The organism is Streptococcus sp. SN-1, assembly GCF_041154385.1.
Classification (GTDB): Bacteria; Bacillota; Bacilli; order Lactobacillales; family Streptococcaceae; genus Streptococcus; species Streptococcus mitis_CT.
In genome coordinates, this window is the sequence record NZ_AP028929.1 from 184,468 (window position 1) to 199,200 (window position 14,733).

The following is a 14,733-nucleotide window of genomic DNA, read 5'->3' on the forward strand; positions in this document are numbered from 1 at the left end:
GAAATGGGAAAATATCAATTAGACGATAAGGGTCGCGCACAAGTGACTCGTTATCACGAGAAACACTCTAAAGGTGGAGCTGGTAAAAAAGAACGCTTGCTCAACCTCAGAGAACAATTTTTAAACAAGAATAAGAAAAAATAAAAGTGAGAGTCAGCTCTCGCTTTTCTCTTAGTGGGGGTAAGAATGGAATTACGCAGACCGATATTAGCATATAAAGAAACAGTTTTAGAGATGATGGCAGAGTTTGAAAAGAGCCAATCAGCCCATGATGGAGGATTTTGGGATACAGAGAACTTTGTGTATGAAGAGTGGTTGGAAACAAATATGCAAAAAGAAATGGGAATAAACTTGCCTGAAAATCGTGTTCCTTCTATTCAATTTGTATCATTTGATGATGTAGGTCGTGCTCTAGGATTTTTGAATCTGCGATTGAGACTGAATGAGGGTTTACTGAATTATGCTGGTCACATTGGCTACTCCATTCGCCCATCTGAAAGAGGCAAAGGTTATGCTAAGGAAACTCTCCGTCAGGGCTTGCACGTTGCTAAGGCAAAGAACATCAAGAAAACTCTGGTGACCTGTAGCGTGAATAACTCTGCTAGCAGAGCAGTCATTCTAGCAAATGGAGGAATTCTTGAAGATGTTCGTAATGGAGTTGAGCGTTATTGGATAGAGGTAGCGAATGAATAATCCAAAACCACAAGAATGGAAAAGTGAGGAACTCAGTCAAGGGCGTATTATTGATTACAAGGCCTTCAACTTTGTGGATGGAGAGGGTGTGCGTAACTCTCTCTATGTATCAGGCTGCATGTTTCACTGCGAGGGGTGTTATAATGTTGCGACTTGGTCTTTCAATGCAGGAATTCCCTACACAGCAGAATTAGAAGAGCAAATCATGGCAGATCTTGCCCAGCCTTATGTTCAGGGGTTAACCTTACTGGGAGGGGAACCCTTTCTCAATACGGGAATTCTCTTGCCACTCGTGAAACGTATCCGGAAGGAATTGCCAGATAAAGACATCTGGTCCTGGACGGGCTATACTTGGGAAGAAATGATGTTGGAAACTCCAGATAAACTGGAACTCTTGTCACTGATTGACATTCTTGTCGATGGACGGTATGATCGAACTAAGAGAAATCTCATGCTTCAGTTTCGAGGTTCGTCCAATCAACGAATTATCGATGTACAAAAATCGCTCAAAAGTGGGCAAGTAATGATTTGGGATAAGCTCAATGACGGGAAAGAAAGCTATGAACAGGTGAAGAGAGAGTAACTTTCTTCCATAAAATACTTAAATAAATGACCTGTCAAAAAAGAAAACATTTTCATGTTAAAAATTTTAAAAAACAGCAACAAATCCCTTGCAATCGCAGGGGCTTTGTGTTATTCTATTATGGTGCTGTAAATTACAGCTTTAGCTTTGATGCAAGAGGTTGCGACACGCTCGGTTGCATTGCCACACAACACCGCGTCGGTTTTCTTGTGGAGCTAGCCTATTATCTTAAATAGACGAAAAGGAGAAAAAGATGGCAAACAAAAAAATCCGTATCCGTTTGAAAGCTTACGAACACCGTACGCTTGACACAGCGGCTGCAAAAATCGTAGAATCAGCTACTCGTACAGGTGCACAAGTTGCGGGTCCAATCCCACTTCCAACTGAACGTAGCCTCTACACAATCATTCGTGCGACTCACAAATATAAAGACTCTCGCGAACAATTTGAAATGCGTACACACAAACGTTTGATCGATATCGTTAATCCAACTCAAAAAACAGTTGATGCTTTGATGAAATTGGATCTTCCAAGTGGTGTAAACGTAGAAATCAAACTTTAATCTAAAGCTTGATACCTTGAGCATAAAAAACGCTCGTTAAAAACTTTTTGAATAAAAAATATAGAAAAGGAACTATTTTCTCATGACAAAAGGAATCTTAGGGAAAAAAGTGGGAATGACTCAAATCTTCACTGAAGCTGGCGAATTGATCCCTGTAACAGTTATTGAAGCAACTCCAAACGTTGTTCTTCAAGTTAAAACTGTTGAAACAGACGGATACAACGCTATCCAAGTTGGTTTCGATGACAAACGCGAAGTATTGAGCAACAAACCTGCTAAAGGACATGTAGCGAAAGCTAACACGGCTCCTAAGCGCTTCATTCGTGAATTCAAAAACGTTGAAGGCTTGGAAGTTGGTGCTGAAATCACAGTTGAAACATTTGTAGCTGGAGACGTTGTTGACGTAACTGGTACTTCTAAAGGTAAAGGTTTCCAAGGTGTTATCAAACGCCACGGACAATCACGTGGACCAATGGCTCACGGTTCTCGTTACCACCGTCGTCCAGGTTCAATGGGACCTGTTGCGCCTAACCGCGTATTCAAAGGTAAAAACCTTGCAGGACGTATGGGTGGCGACCGTGTAACAATTCAAAACCTTGAAGTTGTACAAGTTGTTCCAGAAAAGAACGTTATCCTTATCAAAGGTAACGTACCTGGTGCTAAGAAATCTCTTATCACTATCAAATCAGCAGTTAAAGCTGGTAAATAATAAAGAAAGGGGAAATCAGTCACAATGGCAAACGTAACATTATTTGACCAAACTGGTAAAGAAGCTGGCCAAGTTGTTCTTAACGATGCAGTATTTGGTATCGAACCAAATGAATCAGTTGTGTTTGATGTGATCATCAGCCAACGCGCAAGCCTTCGTCAAGGAACACACGCTGTTAAAAACCGCTCTGCAGTATCAGGTGGTGGACGCAAACCATGGCGTCAAAAAGGAACTGGACGTGCTCGTCAAGGTTCTATCCGCTCACCACAATGGCGTGGTGGTGGTGTTGTCTTCGGACCAACTCCACGTTCATACGGCTACAAACTTCCACAAAAAGTTCGTCGCCTAGCTCTTAAATCAGTTTACTCTGAAAAAGTTGCTGAAAACAAATTCGTAGCTGTAGACGCTCTTTCATTTACAGCTCCAAAAACTGCTGAATTTGCAAAAGTTCTTGCAGCATTGAGCATCGATTCTAAAGTTCTTGTTATCCTTGAAGAAGGAAATGAATTCGCAGCTCTTTCAGCTCGTAACCTTCCAAACGTGAAAGTTGCAACTGCTACAACTGCAAGTGTTCTTGACATCGCAAATAGCGACAAACTTCTTGTCACACAAGCAGCTATCTCTAAAATCGAGGAGGTTCTTGCATAATGAATTTGTATGATGTTATCAAAAAACCTGTCATCACTGAAAGCTCAATGGCTCAACTTGAAGCAGGGAAATATGTATTTGAAGTTGACACTCGTGCACACAAACTTTTGATCAAGCAAGCTGTTGAAGCTGCTTTCGAAGGTGTTAAAGTTGCCAACGTTAACACAATCAACGTAAAACCAAAAGCTAAACGTGTTGGACGTTACACTGGTTTTACTAACAAAACTAAAAAAGCTATCATCACACTTACAGCTGATTCAAAAGCAATCGAGTTGTTTGCTGCTGAAGCTGAATAATCTAAGGAGGAAATATCGTGGGAATTCGTGTTTATAAACCAACAACAAACGGTCGCCGTAATATGACTTCTTTGGATTTCGCTGAAATCACAACAAGCACTCCTGAAAAATCATTGCTTGTTGCATTGAAGAGCAAGGCTGGTCGTAACAACAACGGTCGTATCACTGTTCGTCACCAAGGTGGTGGACACAAACGTTTCTACCGTTTGGTTGACTTCAAACGTAACAAAGACAACGTTGAAGCAGTTGTTAAAACTATCGAGTACGATCCAAACCGTTCTGCAAACATCGCTCTTGTACACTACACTGACGGTGTGAAAGCATACATCATCGCTCCAAAAGGTCTTGAAGTAGGTCAACGTATCGTTTCAGGTCCAGAAGCAGATATCAAAGTCGGAAATGCTCTTCCACTTGCTAACATCCCAGTTGGTACTTTGATCCACAACATCGAGTTGAAACCAGGTCGTGGTGGTGAATTGGTACGTGCTGCTGGTGCATCTGCTCAAGTATTGGGTTCTGAAGGTAAATACGTTCTTGTTCGTCTTCAATCAGGTGAAGTTCGTATGATTCTTGGAACTTGCCGCGCTACAGTTGGTGTTGTCGGAAACGAACAACACGGACTTGTAAACCTTGGTAAAGCAGGACGTAGCCGTTGGAAAGGTATCCGCCCAACAGTTCGTGGTTCTGTAATGAACCCTAACGACCACCCACACGGTGGTGGTGAAGGTAAAGCACCAGTTGGTCGTAAAGCACCATCTACTCCATGGGGCAAACCTGCTCTTGGTCTTAAAACTCGTAACAAGAAAGCGAAATCTGACAAACTTATCGTTCGTCGTCGCAACGAGAAATAATATTAAACTAGTCGCTTAAGCAACTAGTAAATCCGCCAGCTCGGTAGCGCTCCATAGGAGCGCAAGCCGCTGTGGTACAACATTTAAAGGAGAAAATATAAAAATGGGACGCAGTCTTAAAAAAGGACCTTTCGTCGATGAGCATTTGATGAAAAAAGTTGAAGCTCAAGCTAACGACGAAAAGAAAAAAGTTATTAAAACTTGGTCACGTCGTTCAACGATCTTCCCAAGTTTCATTGGTTACACTATCGCAGTTTATGACGGACGTAAACACGTACCTGTTTACATCCAAGAAGACATGGTAGGTCACAAACTTGGTGAATTTGCACCAACTCGTACTTACAAAGGTCACGCTGCAGACGACAAGAAAACACGTAGAAAATAAGGAGAACATAAATGGCAGAAATTACTTCAGCTAAAGCAATGGCTCGTACAGTACGTGTTTCACCTCGTAAATCACGTCTTGTTCTTGATAACATCCGTGGTAAAAGCGTAGCCGATGCAATCGCAATTTTGACATTCACTCCAAACAAAGCTGCTGAAATCATCTTGAAAGTTTTGAACTCAGCTGTAGCTAACGCTGAAAACAACTTTGGTTTGGATAAAGCTAACTTGGTAGTATCTGAAGCATTCGCAAACGAAGGACCAACTATGAAACGTTTCCGTCCACGTGCGAAAGGTTCAGCTTCACCAATCAACAAACGTACAGCTCACATCACTGTAGCTGTTGCAGAAAAATAAGGAGGTAAAATCGTGGGTCAAAAAGTACATCCAATTGGTATGCGTGTCGGCATCATCCGTGATTGGGATGCCAAATGGTATGCTGAAAAAGAATACGCGGATTACCTTCATGAAGATCTTGCAATCCGTAAATTCGTTCAAAAAGAACTTGCTGACGCAGCAGTTTCAACTATCGAAATCGAACGCGCAGTAAACAAAGTTAACGTTTCACTTCACACTGCTAAACCAGGTATGGTTATCGGTAAAGGTGGTGCTAACGTTGATGCACTCCGTGCGAAACTTAACAAATTGACTGGAAAACAAGTACACATCAACATCATCGAAATCAAACAACCTGATTTGGATGCTCACCTTGTAGGTGAAGGAATTGCTCGTCAATTAGAGCAACGTGTTGCTTTCCGTCGTGCACAAAAACAAGCAATCCAACGTGCAATGCGTGCTGGAGCTAAAGGAATCAAAACTCAAGTATCAGGTCGTTTGAACGGTGCAGATATCGCCCGTGCTGAAGGATACTCTGAAGGAACTGTTCCACTTCACACACTTCGTGCAGATATCGATTACGCTTGGGAAGAAGCAGATACTACATACGGTAAACTTGGTGTTAAAGTATGGATCTACCGTGGTGAAGTTCTTCCAGCTCGCAAAAACACTAAAGGAGGTAAATAACCAATGTTAGTACCTAAACGTGTTAAACACCGTCGTGAATTCCGTGGAAAAATGCGCGGTGAAGCAAAAGGTGGAAAAGAAGTAGCATTCGGTGAATACGGTCTTCAAGCTACAACTAGCCACTGGATCACTAACCGCCAAATCGAAGCTGCTCGTATCGCCATGACTCGTTACATGAAACGTGGTGGTAAAGTTTGGATTAAAATCTTCCCACACAAATCATACACTGCTAAAGCTATCGGTGTGCGTATGGGATCTGGTAAAGGGGCACCTGAAGGTTGGGTAGCACCAGTTAAACGTGGTAAAGTGATGTTCGAAATCGCTGGCGTATCTGAAGAGATTGCACGCGAAGCGCTTCGTCTTGCTAGCCACAAATTGCCAGTTAAATGTAAATTCGTAAAACGTGAAGCAGAATAAGGAGAAGGCATGAAACTTAATGAAGTAAAAGAATTTGTTAAAGAACTTCGTGGTCTTTCTCAAGAAGAACTCGCGAAGCGCGAAAACGAATTGAAAAAAGAATTGTTTGAACTTCGTTTCCAAGCTGCTACTGGTCAATTGGAACAAACAGCTCGCTTGAAAGAAGTTAAAAAACAAATCGCTCGTATCAAAACAGTTCAATCTGAAGCGAAATAATAGACTAGGGAAGGAGAAATTTCAATGGAACGCAATAATCGTAAAGTTCTTGTTGGACGTGTTGTATCTGACAAAATGGACAAGACAATCACAGTTGTAGTTGAAACAAAACGTAACCACCCAGTCTATGGTAAACGTATTAACTACTCTAAAAAATACAAAGCTCATGATGAAAACAATGTTGCCAAAGAAGGTGATATCGTTCGTATCATGGAAACTCGCCCGCTTTCAGCTACAAAACGTTTCCGTCTTGTAGAAGTTGTTGAAGAAGCGGTCATCATCTAATCAAACCTGAAAGGAGAAAACTGAAATGATTCAAACAGAAACTCGTTTGAAAGTCGCAGACAACAGCGGTGCTCGCGAAATCTTGACTATCAAAGTTCTTGGTGGTTCAGGACGTAAATTTGCAAACATCGGTGATGTTATCGTGGCATCTGTAAAACAAGCTACTCCTGGTGGTGCGGTTAAAAAAGGTGACGTTGTTAAAGCAGTTATCGTTCGTACTAAATCAGGTGCTCGTCGTGCTGATGGTTCATACATCAAATTTGACGAAAACGCAGCAGTTATCATCCGTGAAGATAAAACTCCTCGCGGAACACGTATCTTTGGCCCAGTTGCACGTGAATTGCGTGAAGGTGGCTTCATGAAGATCGTGTCACTTGCTCCAGAAGTACTTTAATTTTTAGAAACAAACTAGTCCCCTAGCTTCAAGCTAGGGTGCCCTTATGGGCGTAAGAAAAATCAAGGAGAAACCTAATGTTTGTAAAAAAAGGCGACAAAGTTCGCGTAATCGCTGGTAAAGATAAGGGAACAGAAGCTGTTGTCCTTACTGCCCTTCCAAAAGTAAACAAAGTTATCGTTGAAGGTGTTAACATCGTTAAGAAACATCAACGTCCAACTAACGAGCTTCCTCAAGGTGGTATCATCGAGAAAGAAGCAGCTATCCACGTATCAAACGTTCAAGTTTTGGACAAAAATGGTGTAGCTGGCCGTGTTGGTTACAAATTTGTAGACGGTAAAAAAGTTCGCTACAACAAAAAATCAGGCGAAGTGCTTGATTAATCACGAAGGAAAGGAGAAGTATAATGGCAAATCGTTTAAAAGAAAAATATCTTAATGAAGTAGTTCCTGCTTTGACAGAACAATTCAACTACTCATCAGTGATGGCTGTGCCTAAAGTAGATAAGATCGTTTTGAACATGGGTGTTGGTGAAGCTGTATCAAACGCTAAAAGCCTTGAAAAAGCTGCTGAAGAATTAGCACTTATCTCAGGTCAAAAACCACTTATCACTAAAGCTAAAAAATCAATCGCCGGCTTCCGTCTTCGTGAAGGTGTTGCGATCGGTGCAAAAGTTACCCTTCGTGGTGAACGTATGTACGAATTCTTGGATAAATTGGTTTCAGTTTCACTTCCACGTGTACGTGACTTCCACGGTGTTCCAACAAAATCATTTGATGGACGCGGAAACTACACACTTGGTGTGAAAGAACAATTGATCTTCCCAGAAATCAACTTCGATGACGTTGACAAAACTCGTGGTCTTGACATCGTTATCGTAACAACTGCTAACACTGACGAAGAGTCACGTGCATTGCTTACAGGCCTTGGAATGCCTTTTGCAAAATAATATAGGAGGTAAATCTAATGGCTAAAAAATCAATGATTGCTAAGAACAAACGTCCAGCGAAGTTCTCTACTCAAGCTTATACTCGTTGTGAAAAATGTGGTCGTCCACATTCAGTTTACCGCAAATTTAAACTTTGCCGTGTTTGCTTCCGTGAATTAGCTTACAAAGGACAAATCCCTGGTGTAACAAAAGCATCTTGGTAATTTAAGATATTAAGGGCGTCAAAACTCTAAGTGAAAATAGGAAACTTGGCGAAGAAACTGAAGTTTCTAGGAAAGTTTATCTTTTTCACACAGAGTTTAGCCCGGGTTCAGTTGGGGGTTCCAATTTGAACACGAGCTACAGCTTTGGCAAAAAAGGCCAATTTTCTTTGGAGCATCGCTCCTGCATCAAATTGCCTATTTTTGCTCTTGCTGTTACGCTTTTTGTATCATGTATTAACTAGCAAGTGCAACTTGCAAACTACTAGTAAGAGGAGAAAAATAAAATGGTTATGACTGACCCAATCGCAGACTTCCTAACTCGTATTCGTAACGCTAACCAAGCTAAACACGAAGTACTTGAAGTACCTGCATCAAACATCAAAAAAGGGATTGCTGAAATCCTTAAACGCGAAGGTTTTGTAAAAAACGTTGAAATCATCGAAGATGACAAACAAGGCATCATCCGTGTATTCCTTAAATACGGACCAAACGGTGAAAAAGTTATCACTAACTTGAAACGTGTTTCTAAACCAGGACTTCGTGTCTACAAAAAACGTGAAGACCTTCCAAAAGTTCTTAACGGACTTGGAATTGCTATCCTTTCAACTTCTGAAGGTTTGCTTACTGATAAAGAAGCACGCCAAAAGAATGTTGGTGGTGAGGTTATCGCTTACGTTTGGTAATATTTAGCTCCCAATTTCTTTGTGACTCGTCGTTATCGTCTCTTGCCTAACCCAAAGTTATGCCTGCGAGACGATGTCTAGATTCACTTTGAAATTGAAACCTAAATGTTCCTTTAAATCGAGAAATCGATTTAGCCCCCGTGAAAACTGGCCGTTCTGGCCTGACAATTTAACAGGAGAAAATAAACATGTCACGTATTGGTAATAAAGTTATCGTGTTGCCTGCTGGTGTTGAACTCACTAACAATGACAACGTTGTAACTGTAAAAGGACCTAAAGGAGAACTTACTCGTGAGTTCTCAAAAGATATTGAAATCCGTGTGGAAGGTGCTGAAGTAACTCTTCACCGTCCAAACGATTCAAAAGAAATGAAAACTATCCACGGAACTACTCGTGCCCTTTTGAACAACATGGTTGTTGGTGTATCAGAAGGATTCAAGAAAGAACTTGAAATGCGTGGGGTTGGTTACCGTGCACAACTTCAAGGATCTAAACTTGTTTTGGCTGTTGGTAAATCTCATCCAGACGAAGTTGAAGCTCCAGAAGGAATTACTTTTGAACTTCCAAACCCAACAACAATCGTTGTTAGCGGAATTTCAAAAGAAGTAGTTGGTCAAACAGCTGCTTACGTACGTAGCCTTCGTTCACCAGAACCATATAAAGGTAAAGGTATCCGTTACGTTGGTGAATTCGTTCGCCGTAAAGAAGGTAAAACAGGTAAATAATGTTGAGTGGTTGATTTTCAACTACCAACCTATTTTCCAACTTTGTGCATAGCACACGATTTAAAACTAAAGAGGTGAAAACTGTGATTTCAAAACCAGATAAAAACAAACTCCGCCAAAAACGCCACCGTCGCGTTCGCGGAAAACTCTCTGGAACTGCTGATCGCCCACGTTTGAACGTATTCCGTTCTAATACAGGCATCTACGCTCAAGTGATTGATGACGTAGCGGGTGTAACGCTCGCAAGTGCTTCAACTCTTGACAAAGAAGTTTCAAAAGGAACTAAAACTGAACAAGCCGTTGCTGTCGGTAAACTCGTTGCAGAACGTGCAAACGCTAAAGGTATTTCAGAAGTGGTGTTCGACCGCGGTGGATATCTATATCACGGACGTGTGAAAGCTTTGGCTGATGCAGCTCGTGAAAACGGATTGAAATTCTAATAGGAGGACACTAGAAAATGGCATTTAAAGACAATGCAGTTGAATTAGAAGAACGCGTAGTTGCTGTCAACCGTGTTACAAAAGTTGTTAAAGGTGGACGTCGTCTTCGTTTCGCAGCTCTTGTTGTTGTTGGTGACCACAACGGTCGCGTAGGATTTGGTACTGGTAAAGCTCAAGAAGTTCCAGAAGCAATCCGTAAAGCAGTAGATGATGCTAAGAAAAACTTGATTGAAGTTCCTATGGTTGGAACAACAATCCCACACGAAGTTCTTTCAGAATTCGGTGGAGCTAAAGTATTGTTGAAACCTGCTGTAGAAGGTTCTGGAGTTGCCGCTGGTGGTGCAGTTCGTGCCGTTGTGGAATTGGCAGGTGTGGCAGATATTACATCTAAATCACTTGGTTCTAACACTCCAATCAACATTGTTCGTGCAACTGTTGAAGGTTTGAAACAATTGAAACGCGCTGAAGAAGTTGCTGCCCTTCGTGGTATTTCAGTTTCTGATTTGGCATAAGAAAGGGGATAAAATGGCTCAAATTAAAATTACTTTGACTAAGTCTCCAATCGGACGCATTCCATCACAACGTAAAACTGTTGTAGCACTTGGACTTGGCAAATTGAACAGCTCTGTTATTAAAGAAGATAACGCTGCTATCCGTGGTATGATCACAGCAGTATCTCACTTAGTAACAGTTGAAGAAGTAAACTAATGAATTTTTAGGGGATGTGCACTATACCATCCCCTAAAACTAGATATAGTCATCTGTGATGACGTCGTATAGGCGAGTTGATGGGGGAGACAACCTTTTCTCCCTTATCGGCGCTAGCATTTTACAAAAGAGGAGAAAACAAAAATGAAACTTCATGAATTGAAACCTGCAGAAGGTTCTCGTAAAGTACGTAACCGCGTTGGTCGTGGTACTTCATCAGGTAACGGTAAAACATCTGGTCGTGGTCAAAAAGGTCAAAAAGCTCGTAGCGGTGGCGGAGTTCGCCTTGGTTTTGAAGGTGGACAAACTCCATTGTTCCGTCGTCTTCCAAAACGTGGATTCACTAACATCAACGCTAAAGAATACGCAATTGTGAACCTTGACCAATTGAACGTCTTTGAAGATGGTGCTGAAGTAACTCCAGTTGTTCTTATCGAAGCAGGAATTGTTAAAGCTGAAAAATCAGGTATTAAAATTCTTGGTAACGGTGAGTTGACTAAGAAATTGACTGTAAAAGCAGCTAAATTCTCTAAATCAGCTGAAGAAGCTATCACTGCTAAAGGTGGTTCAGTAGAAGTCATCTAAGAGAGGTGACCTATGTTTTTTAAATTATTAAGAGAAGCTCTTAAAGTCAAGCAGGTTCGATCAAAAATTTTATTTACAATTTTTATCGTTTTGGTCTTTCGTATCGGAACTAGTATTACAGTTCCTGGTGTGAATGCCAATAGCTTGAATGCTTTAAGTGGATTATCCTTCTTAAACATGTTGAGCTTGGTGTCAGGGAATGCCATGAAAAACTTCTCAGTTTTTGCTCTTGGTGTTAGCCCCTACATTACGGCCTCTATCGTTGTCCAACTCTTGCAAATGGATATTTTACCCAAATTTGTAGAGTGGGGTAAACAAGGGGAAGTAGGTCGAAGAAAATTAAATCAAGCTACTCGTTATATTGCTCTTGTTCTAGCCTTTGTGCAATCGATCGGGATTACAGCTGGTTTTAATACTTTGGCTGGAGCTCAATTGTTGAAAACAGCTCTTACTCCACAAGTCTTTATCATGATTGGTATCATCTTAACAGCTGGTAGTATGATTGTGACTTGGTTGGGAGAGCAAATTACAGATAAGGGATACGGAAATGGTGTTTCTATGATTATCTTTGCCGGGATTGTTGCCTCAATTCCAGAGATGATTCAGGACATCTATGTGGACTACTTTGTGAACGTCCCAAGTAGCCGTATCAACTCATCCATCATTTTCGTAATCATTTTGATTATTACTGTATTGTTGATCATTTATTTTACAACTTATGTTCAACAAGCAGAATACAAAATTCCAATCCAATATACTAAGGTTGCACAAGGTGCTCCATCTAGCTCTTACCTTCCTTTGAAGGTAAACCCTGCTGGAGTTATCCCTGTTATCTTTGCAAGTTCGATTACTGCAGCGCCTGCGGCTATTCTTCAGTTTTTGAGTGCTACAGGTCATGATTGGGCTTGGGTAAGAACAGCACAAGAAATGCTGGCAACAACTTCACCAACTGGTATTGCTATGTATGCTTTATTGATTATTCTCTTTACATTCTTCTATACGTTTGTACAGATTAATCCTGAAAAAGCGGCAGAGAATCTACAAAAGAGCGGTGCCTATATCCACGGAGTTCGTCCTGGTAAAGGTACAGAAGAATATATGTCTAAACTTCTTCGTCGTCTTGCAACTGTTGGTTCTCTCTTCCTTGGTGTGATTTCTATTTTACCGATCGTAGCAAAAGATGTTTTCGGACTTTCAGAAGCAGTTGCTTTTGGAGGAACCAGTCTTTTGATCATTATCTCTACAGGTATTGAAGGAATCAAACAATTGGAAGGCTACCTATTGAAACGTAAGTATGTTGGTTTCATGGACAGAACAGAATAAAAGTAATTACTGAATCAGTAATTACTGAGGGAGTGGAGGTTTAACTCTAACATTTGTGAGAGTTTGGTCTCCCCTCTTCTATTTTGTTTTTAAATAGGGGTGAAAAGACTTTTTGCTTCTATTTAAAAATAAAATAAGGAGATCAAATCATGAATCTTTTGATTATGGGCTTACCTGGTGCAGGTAAGGGAACTCAAGCAGCAAAAATCGTAGAACAATTCCATGTTGCACATATCTCAACAGGTGATATGTTCCGCGCTGCAATGGCAAATCAAACTGAAATGGGTGTTCTTGCTAAGTCATACATTGACAAGGGTGAATTGGTTCCTGACGAAGTTACAAATGGAATCGTAAAAGAACGTCTTTCACAAGATGATATTAAAGAAACAGGATTCTTGTTGGATGGTTACCCACGTACAATCGAACAAGCTCATGCCTTGGACAAAACATTGGCTGAACTTGGCATCGAACTAGAAGGTGTTATCAACATAGAAGTGAATCCAGATAGCCTCTTGGAACGTTTGAGTGGTCGTATCATCCACCGCGTAACTGGAGAAACTTTCCACAAGGTCTTTAACCCACCAGTTGACTATAAAGAAGAAGATTACTACCAACGTGAAGATGATAAGCCTGAGACAGTCAAACGTCGTTTGGATGTGAATATTGCTCAAGGGGAACCAATCATTGCTCACTACCGTGCCAAAGGTTTGGTTCATGACATCGAAGGTAATCAAGATATCAATGATGTCTTCTCAGATATCGAAAAAGTATTGACAAATTTGAAATAAAGCGTTTTTCACACTTGCAAAAATCCGCTACAAATGTTATACTGAGATAGTCTGACTTATAATTGTTGTCTCTGTGTCTAGAGGCATCGAATCGAAATTTATGGAGGTGCTTTTGCGTGGCAAAAGACGATGTGATTGAAGTTGAAGGCAAAGTAGTTGATACAATGCCGAATGCAATGTTTACGGTTGAACTTGAAAATGGACATCAGATTTTAGCAACAGTTTCTGGTAAAATTCGTAAAAACTATATTCGTATTTTAGCGGGAGATCGTGTTACTGTCGAAATGAGTCCATATGACTTGACACGTGGACGTATCACTTACCGCTTTAAATAATCGAAAAACTTGGAGGGATAAGAAATGAAAGTAAGACCATCGGTCAAACCAATTTGCGAATACTGTAAAGTTATTCGTCGTAATGGTCGTGTTATGGTAATTTGCCCAGCAAATCCAAAACACAAACAACGTCAAGGATAAGATAGAAAGGAGAAAACATGGCTCGTATTGCTGGAGTTGACATTCCAAATGACAAACGCGTAGTAATCTCATTGACTTATGTTTATGGTATCGGACTTGCAACATCTAAGAAAATTTTGGCTGCTGCTGGAATCTCAGAAGATGTTCGTGTACGTGATCTTACATCAGATCAAGAAGATGCTATCCGTCGTGAAGTGGATGCAATCAAAGTTGAAGGTGACCTTCGTCGTGAAGTAAACTTGAACATCAAACGTTTGATGGAAATCGGTTCATACCGTGGTATCCGTCACCGTCGTGGACTTCCTGTCCGTGGACAAAACACTAAAAACAACGCTCGCACTCGTAAAGGTAAAGCTGTTGCGATTGCTGGTAAGAAAAAATAATATAGGAGGTAAAAGTCTTGGCTAAACCAACACGTAAACGTCGTGTGAAAAAGAATATCGAATCTGGTATTGCTCATATTCACGCTACATTTAATAACACTATTGTTATGATTACTGATGTGCATGGTAATGCAATTGCTTGGTCATCAGCTGGTGCTCTTGGTTTCAAAGGTTCTCGTAAATCTACACCATTCGCTGCTCAAATGGCTTCTGAAGCTGCTGCTAAATCTGCACAAGAACACGGTCTTAAATCAGTTGAAGTTACTGTAAAAGGTCCAGGTTCTGGTCGTGAGTCAGCTATTCGTGCGCTTGCTGCCGCTGGTCTTGAAGTAACAGCAATTCGTGATGTGACTCCAGTGCCACACAATGGTGCTCGTCCTCCAAAACGTCGCCGTGTATAATCATCGCA

General features: G+C 41.0%; 30 protein-coding genes. All 30 read left to right on the forward strand.

The features are described from left to right. Positions 1–3 precede the first annotated feature (3 nt). Complete coding sequence (locus ACAM22_RS00810; RefSeq protein WP_000521618.1) at positions 4–144, forward strand: hypothetical protein; 141 nt, start codon at positions 4–6, stop codon at positions 142–144. 42 nt (positions 145–186) lie between these two features. Then, positions 187–693: a GNAT family N-acetyltransferase gene (locus tag ACAM22_RS00815; protein WP_369606812.1), complete on the forward strand. Its 507-nt coding sequence runs from the start codon at positions 187–189 to the stop codon at positions 691–693. Beyond that, positions 686–1,276: an anaerobic ribonucleoside-triphosphate reductase activating protein gene (gene nrdG, locus ACAM22_RS00820; protein ID WP_369606813.1), complete on the forward strand. Its 591-nt coding sequence runs from the start codon at positions 686–688 to the stop codon at positions 1,274–1,276. Before ACAM22_RS00815 ends, nrdG begins: the two co-directional genes overlap by 8 nt. Positions 1,277–1,529: 253 nt before the next feature. Further along, positions 1,530–1,838, forward strand: coding sequence for a 30S ribosomal protein S10 (rpsJ, locus tag ACAM22_RS00825; RefSeq protein WP_001284513.1), 309 nt, complete (start codon positions 1,530–1,532; stop codon positions 1,836–1,838). 82 nt (positions 1,839–1,920) lie between these two features. Then, the gene (gene rplC, locus ACAM22_RS00830) at positions 1,921–2,547 is read left to right on the forward strand and encodes a 50S ribosomal protein L3 (protein WP_000160199.1); all 627 of its coding nucleotides are present in this window, start codon (positions 1,921–1,923) and stop codon (positions 2,545–2,547) included. A gap of 24 nt (positions 2,548–2,571) precedes the next feature. Beyond that, on the forward strand, positions 2,572–3,195 hold the full coding sequence (gene rplD / locus ACAM22_RS00835) for a 50S ribosomal protein L4 (RefSeq protein ID WP_000024537.1): 624 nt from the start codon (positions 2,572–2,574) through the stop codon (positions 3,193–3,195). Further along, entirely contained in the window at positions 3,195–3,491 is a 297-nt protein-coding gene (locus ACAM22_RS00840; RefSeq protein ID WP_001055347.1) for a 50S ribosomal protein L23, read from the forward strand. Before rplD ends, ACAM22_RS00840 begins: the two co-directional genes overlap by 1 nt. 17 nt (positions 3,492–3,508) lie before the next feature. Beyond that, positions 3,509–4,342 carry a 50S ribosomal protein L2 gene (gene rplB / locus ACAM22_RS00845; RefSeq protein WP_000512911.1) on the forward strand — a complete coding sequence of 278 codons (834 nt, stop codon included), beginning with the start codon at positions 3,509–3,511 and terminating at the stop codon, positions 4,340–4,342. 103 nt (positions 4,343–4,445) lie between these two features. Continuing rightward, a complete protein-coding gene (gene rpsS / locus ACAM22_RS00850) occupies positions 4,446–4,727 on the forward strand; it encodes a 30S ribosomal protein S19 (protein WP_000533766.1) in 282 nt (93 codons plus the stop codon). Between the two features lie 11 nt (positions 4,728–4,738). Then, the gene (gene rplV / locus ACAM22_RS00855) at positions 4,739–5,083 is read left to right on the forward strand and encodes a 50S ribosomal protein L22 (RefSeq protein WP_000818137.1); all 345 of its coding nucleotides are present in this window, start codon (positions 4,739–4,741) and stop codon (positions 5,081–5,083) included. A gap of 12 nt (positions 5,084–5,095) precedes the next feature. Beyond that, positions 5,096–5,749 carry a 30S ribosomal protein S3 gene (gene rpsC, locus ACAM22_RS00860; protein WP_000529936.1) on the forward strand — a complete coding sequence of 218 codons (654 nt, stop codon included), beginning with the start codon at positions 5,096–5,098 and terminating at the stop codon, positions 5,747–5,749. 3 nt (positions 5,750–5,752) lie between these two features. Continuing rightward, on the forward strand, positions 5,753–6,166 hold the full coding sequence (rplP, locus tag ACAM22_RS00865; protein WP_000960946.1) for a 50S ribosomal protein L16: 414 nt from the start codon (positions 5,753–5,755) through the stop codon (positions 6,164–6,166). A gap of 9 nt (positions 6,167–6,175) precedes the next feature. Continuing rightward, complete coding sequence (gene rpmC, locus ACAM22_RS00870; RefSeq protein ID WP_000772918.1) at positions 6,176–6,382, forward strand: 50S ribosomal protein L29; 207 nt, start codon at positions 6,176–6,178, stop codon at positions 6,380–6,382. Between the two features lie 24 nt (positions 6,383–6,406). Next, a complete protein-coding gene (gene rpsQ, locus ACAM22_RS00875; RefSeq protein ID WP_000440801.1) occupies positions 6,407–6,667 on the forward strand; it encodes a 30S ribosomal protein S17 in 261 nt (86 codons plus the stop codon). A 25-nt stretch (positions 6,668–6,692) separates the two neighbouring features. After that, positions 6,693–7,061, forward strand: coding sequence for a 50S ribosomal protein L14 (rplN, locus tag ACAM22_RS00880; RefSeq protein WP_000616545.1), 369 nt, complete (start codon positions 6,693–6,695; stop codon positions 7,059–7,061). A 77-nt stretch (positions 7,062–7,138) separates the two neighbouring features. Beyond that, complete coding sequence (rplX, locus tag ACAM22_RS00885) at positions 7,139–7,444, forward strand: 50S ribosomal protein L24 (protein WP_000497691.1); 306 nt, start codon at positions 7,139–7,141, stop codon at positions 7,442–7,444. Positions 7,445–7,467: 23 nt separating this feature from the next. Further along, complete coding sequence (gene rplE, locus ACAM22_RS00890; protein WP_000013542.1) at positions 7,468–8,010, forward strand: 50S ribosomal protein L5; 543 nt, start codon at positions 7,468–7,470, stop codon at positions 8,008–8,010. A gap of 17 nt (positions 8,011–8,027) precedes the next feature. After that, on the forward strand, positions 8,028–8,213 hold the full coding sequence (locus ACAM22_RS00895) for a type Z 30S ribosomal protein S14 (protein ID WP_001085697.1): 186 nt from the start codon (positions 8,028–8,030) through the stop codon (positions 8,211–8,213). Between the two features lie 284 nt (positions 8,214–8,497). Further along, positions 8,498–8,896 carry a 30S ribosomal protein S8 gene (rpsH, locus tag ACAM22_RS00900; protein WP_000245504.1) on the forward strand — a complete coding sequence of 133 codons (399 nt, stop codon included), beginning with the start codon at positions 8,498–8,500 and terminating at the stop codon, positions 8,894–8,896. Between the two features lie 188 nt (positions 8,897–9,084). Then, the gene (rplF, locus tag ACAM22_RS00905; RefSeq protein WP_000086637.1) at positions 9,085–9,621 is read left to right on the forward strand and encodes a 50S ribosomal protein L6; all 537 of its coding nucleotides are present in this window, start codon (positions 9,085–9,087) and stop codon (positions 9,619–9,621) included. An 83-nt stretch (positions 9,622–9,704) separates the two neighbouring features. Further along, the gene (rplR, locus tag ACAM22_RS00910; RefSeq protein WP_000624044.1) at positions 9,705–10,061 is read left to right on the forward strand and encodes a 50S ribosomal protein L18; all 357 of its coding nucleotides are present in this window, start codon (positions 9,705–9,707) and stop codon (positions 10,059–10,061) included. Between the two features lie 17 nt (positions 10,062–10,078). After that, positions 10,079–10,573, forward strand: coding sequence for a 30S ribosomal protein S5 (gene rpsE, locus ACAM22_RS00915; protein WP_000874202.1), 495 nt, complete (start codon positions 10,079–10,081; stop codon positions 10,571–10,573). A 13-nt stretch (positions 10,574–10,586) separates the two neighbouring features. Further along, entirely contained in the window at positions 10,587–10,769 is a 183-nt protein-coding gene (gene rpmD, locus ACAM22_RS00920; RefSeq protein ID WP_000057241.1) for a 50S ribosomal protein L30, read from the forward strand. A gap of 144 nt (positions 10,770–10,913) precedes the next feature. After that, the gene (gene rplO / locus ACAM22_RS00925; protein WP_000766087.1) at positions 10,914–11,354 is read left to right on the forward strand and encodes a 50S ribosomal protein L15; all 441 of its coding nucleotides are present in this window, start codon (positions 10,914–10,916) and stop codon (positions 11,352–11,354) included. 12 nt (positions 11,355–11,366) lie between these two features. After that, positions 11,367–12,677 (forward strand): preprotein translocase subunit SecY, encoded by a 1,311-nt coding sequence (gene secY / locus ACAM22_RS00930; protein WP_369606814.1) that lies wholly within the window; start codon positions 11,367–11,369, stop codon positions 12,675–12,677. Positions 12,678–12,826: 149 nt separating this feature from the next. Then, complete coding sequence (locus ACAM22_RS00935) at positions 12,827–13,465, forward strand: adenylate kinase (RefSeq protein ID WP_001050436.1); 639 nt, start codon at positions 12,827–12,829, stop codon at positions 13,463–13,465. Positions 13,466–13,581: 116 nt separating this feature from the next. Then, positions 13,582–13,800: a translation initiation factor IF-1 gene (gene infA, locus ACAM22_RS00940; RefSeq protein WP_001029883.1), complete on the forward strand. Its 219-nt coding sequence runs from the start codon at positions 13,582–13,584 to the stop codon at positions 13,798–13,800. Between the two features lie 24 nt (positions 13,801–13,824). Further along, positions 13,825–13,941, forward strand: a complete 117-nt coding sequence (gene rpmJ, locus ACAM22_RS00945; RefSeq protein WP_001808836.1) for a 50S ribosomal protein L36 — start codon at positions 13,825–13,827, stop codon at positions 13,939–13,941. A gap of 17 nt (positions 13,942–13,958) precedes the next feature. After that, the gene (gene rpsM, locus ACAM22_RS00950; protein WP_000090781.1) at positions 13,959–14,324 is read left to right on the forward strand and encodes a 30S ribosomal protein S13; all 366 of its coding nucleotides are present in this window, start codon (positions 13,959–13,961) and stop codon (positions 14,322–14,324) included. A gap of 17 nt (positions 14,325–14,341) precedes the next feature. Next, positions 14,342–14,725 (forward strand): 30S ribosomal protein S11, encoded by a 384-nt coding sequence (gene rpsK, locus ACAM22_RS00955; RefSeq protein ID WP_001118385.1) that lies wholly within the window; start codon positions 14,342–14,344, stop codon positions 14,723–14,725. Positions 14,726–14,733 lie beyond the last annotated feature (8 nt).

Coding starts and splice junctions, on each gene's coding strand:
- ACAM22_RS00810 (WP_000521618.1), top strand. CDS start 4: ATGGGAAAATATCAATTAGACGATAAGGGTCGCGCACAAGTGACTCGT.
- ACAM22_RS00815 (WP_369606812.1), top strand. CDS start 187: ATGGAATTACGCAGACCGATATTAGCATATAAAGAAACAGTTTTAGAG.
- nrdG (WP_369606813.1), top strand. CDS start 686: ATGAATAATCCAAAACCACAAGAATGGAAAAGTGAGGAACTCAGTCAA.
- rpsJ (WP_001284513.1), top strand. CDS start 1,530: ATGGCAAACAAAAAAATCCGTATCCGTTTGAAAGCTTACGAACACCGT.
- rplC (WP_000160199.1), top strand. CDS start 1,921: ATGACAAAAGGAATCTTAGGGAAAAAAGTGGGAATGACTCAAATCTTC.
- rplD (WP_000024537.1), top strand. CDS start 2,572: ATGGCAAACGTAACATTATTTGACCAAACTGGTAAAGAAGCTGGCCAA.
- ACAM22_RS00840 (WP_001055347.1), top strand. CDS start 3,195: ATGAATTTGTATGATGTTATCAAAAAACCTGTCATCACTGAAAGCTCA.
- rpsS (WP_000533766.1), top strand. CDS start 4,446: ATGGGACGCAGTCTTAAAAAAGGACCTTTCGTCGATGAGCATTTGATG.
- rplV (WP_000818137.1), top strand. CDS start 4,739: ATGGCAGAAATTACTTCAGCTAAAGCAATGGCTCGTACAGTACGTGTT.
- rplP (WP_000960946.1), top strand. CDS start 5,753: ATGTTAGTACCTAAACGTGTTAAACACCGTCGTGAATTCCGTGGAAAA.
- rpmC (WP_000772918.1), top strand. CDS start 6,176: ATGAAACTTAATGAAGTAAAAGAATTTGTTAAAGAACTTCGTGGTCTT.
- rpsQ (WP_000440801.1), top strand. CDS start 6,407: ATGGAACGCAATAATCGTAAAGTTCTTGTTGGACGTGTTGTATCTGAC.
- rplN (WP_000616545.1), top strand. CDS start 6,693: ATGATTCAAACAGAAACTCGTTTGAAAGTCGCAGACAACAGCGGTGCT.
- rplX (WP_000497691.1), top strand. CDS start 7,139: ATGTTTGTAAAAAAAGGCGACAAAGTTCGCGTAATCGCTGGTAAAGAT.
- rplE (WP_000013542.1), top strand. CDS start 7,468: ATGGCAAATCGTTTAAAAGAAAAATATCTTAATGAAGTAGTTCCTGCT.
- ACAM22_RS00895 (WP_001085697.1), top strand. CDS start 8,028: ATGGCTAAAAAATCAATGATTGCTAAGAACAAACGTCCAGCGAAGTTC.
- rpsH (WP_000245504.1), top strand. CDS start 8,498: ATGGTTATGACTGACCCAATCGCAGACTTCCTAACTCGTATTCGTAAC.
- rplF (WP_000086637.1), top strand. CDS start 9,085: ATGTCACGTATTGGTAATAAAGTTATCGTGTTGCCTGCTGGTGTTGAA.
- rpsE (WP_000874202.1), top strand. CDS start 10,079: ATGGCATTTAAAGACAATGCAGTTGAATTAGAAGAACGCGTAGTTGCT.
- rpmD (WP_000057241.1), top strand. CDS start 10,587: ATGGCTCAAATTAAAATTACTTTGACTAAGTCTCCAATCGGACGCATT.
- rplO (WP_000766087.1), top strand. CDS start 10,914: ATGAAACTTCATGAATTGAAACCTGCAGAAGGTTCTCGTAAAGTACGT.
- secY (WP_369606814.1), top strand. CDS start 11,367: ATGTTTTTTAAATTATTAAGAGAAGCTCTTAAAGTCAAGCAGGTTCGA.
- ACAM22_RS00935 (WP_001050436.1), top strand. CDS start 12,827: ATGAATCTTTTGATTATGGGCTTACCTGGTGCAGGTAAGGGAACTCAA.
- rpmJ (WP_001808836.1), top strand. CDS start 13,825: ATGAAAGTAAGACCATCGGTCAAACCAATTTGCGAATACTGTAAAGTT.
- rpsM (WP_000090781.1), top strand. CDS start 13,959: ATGGCTCGTATTGCTGGAGTTGACATTCCAAATGACAAACGCGTAGTA.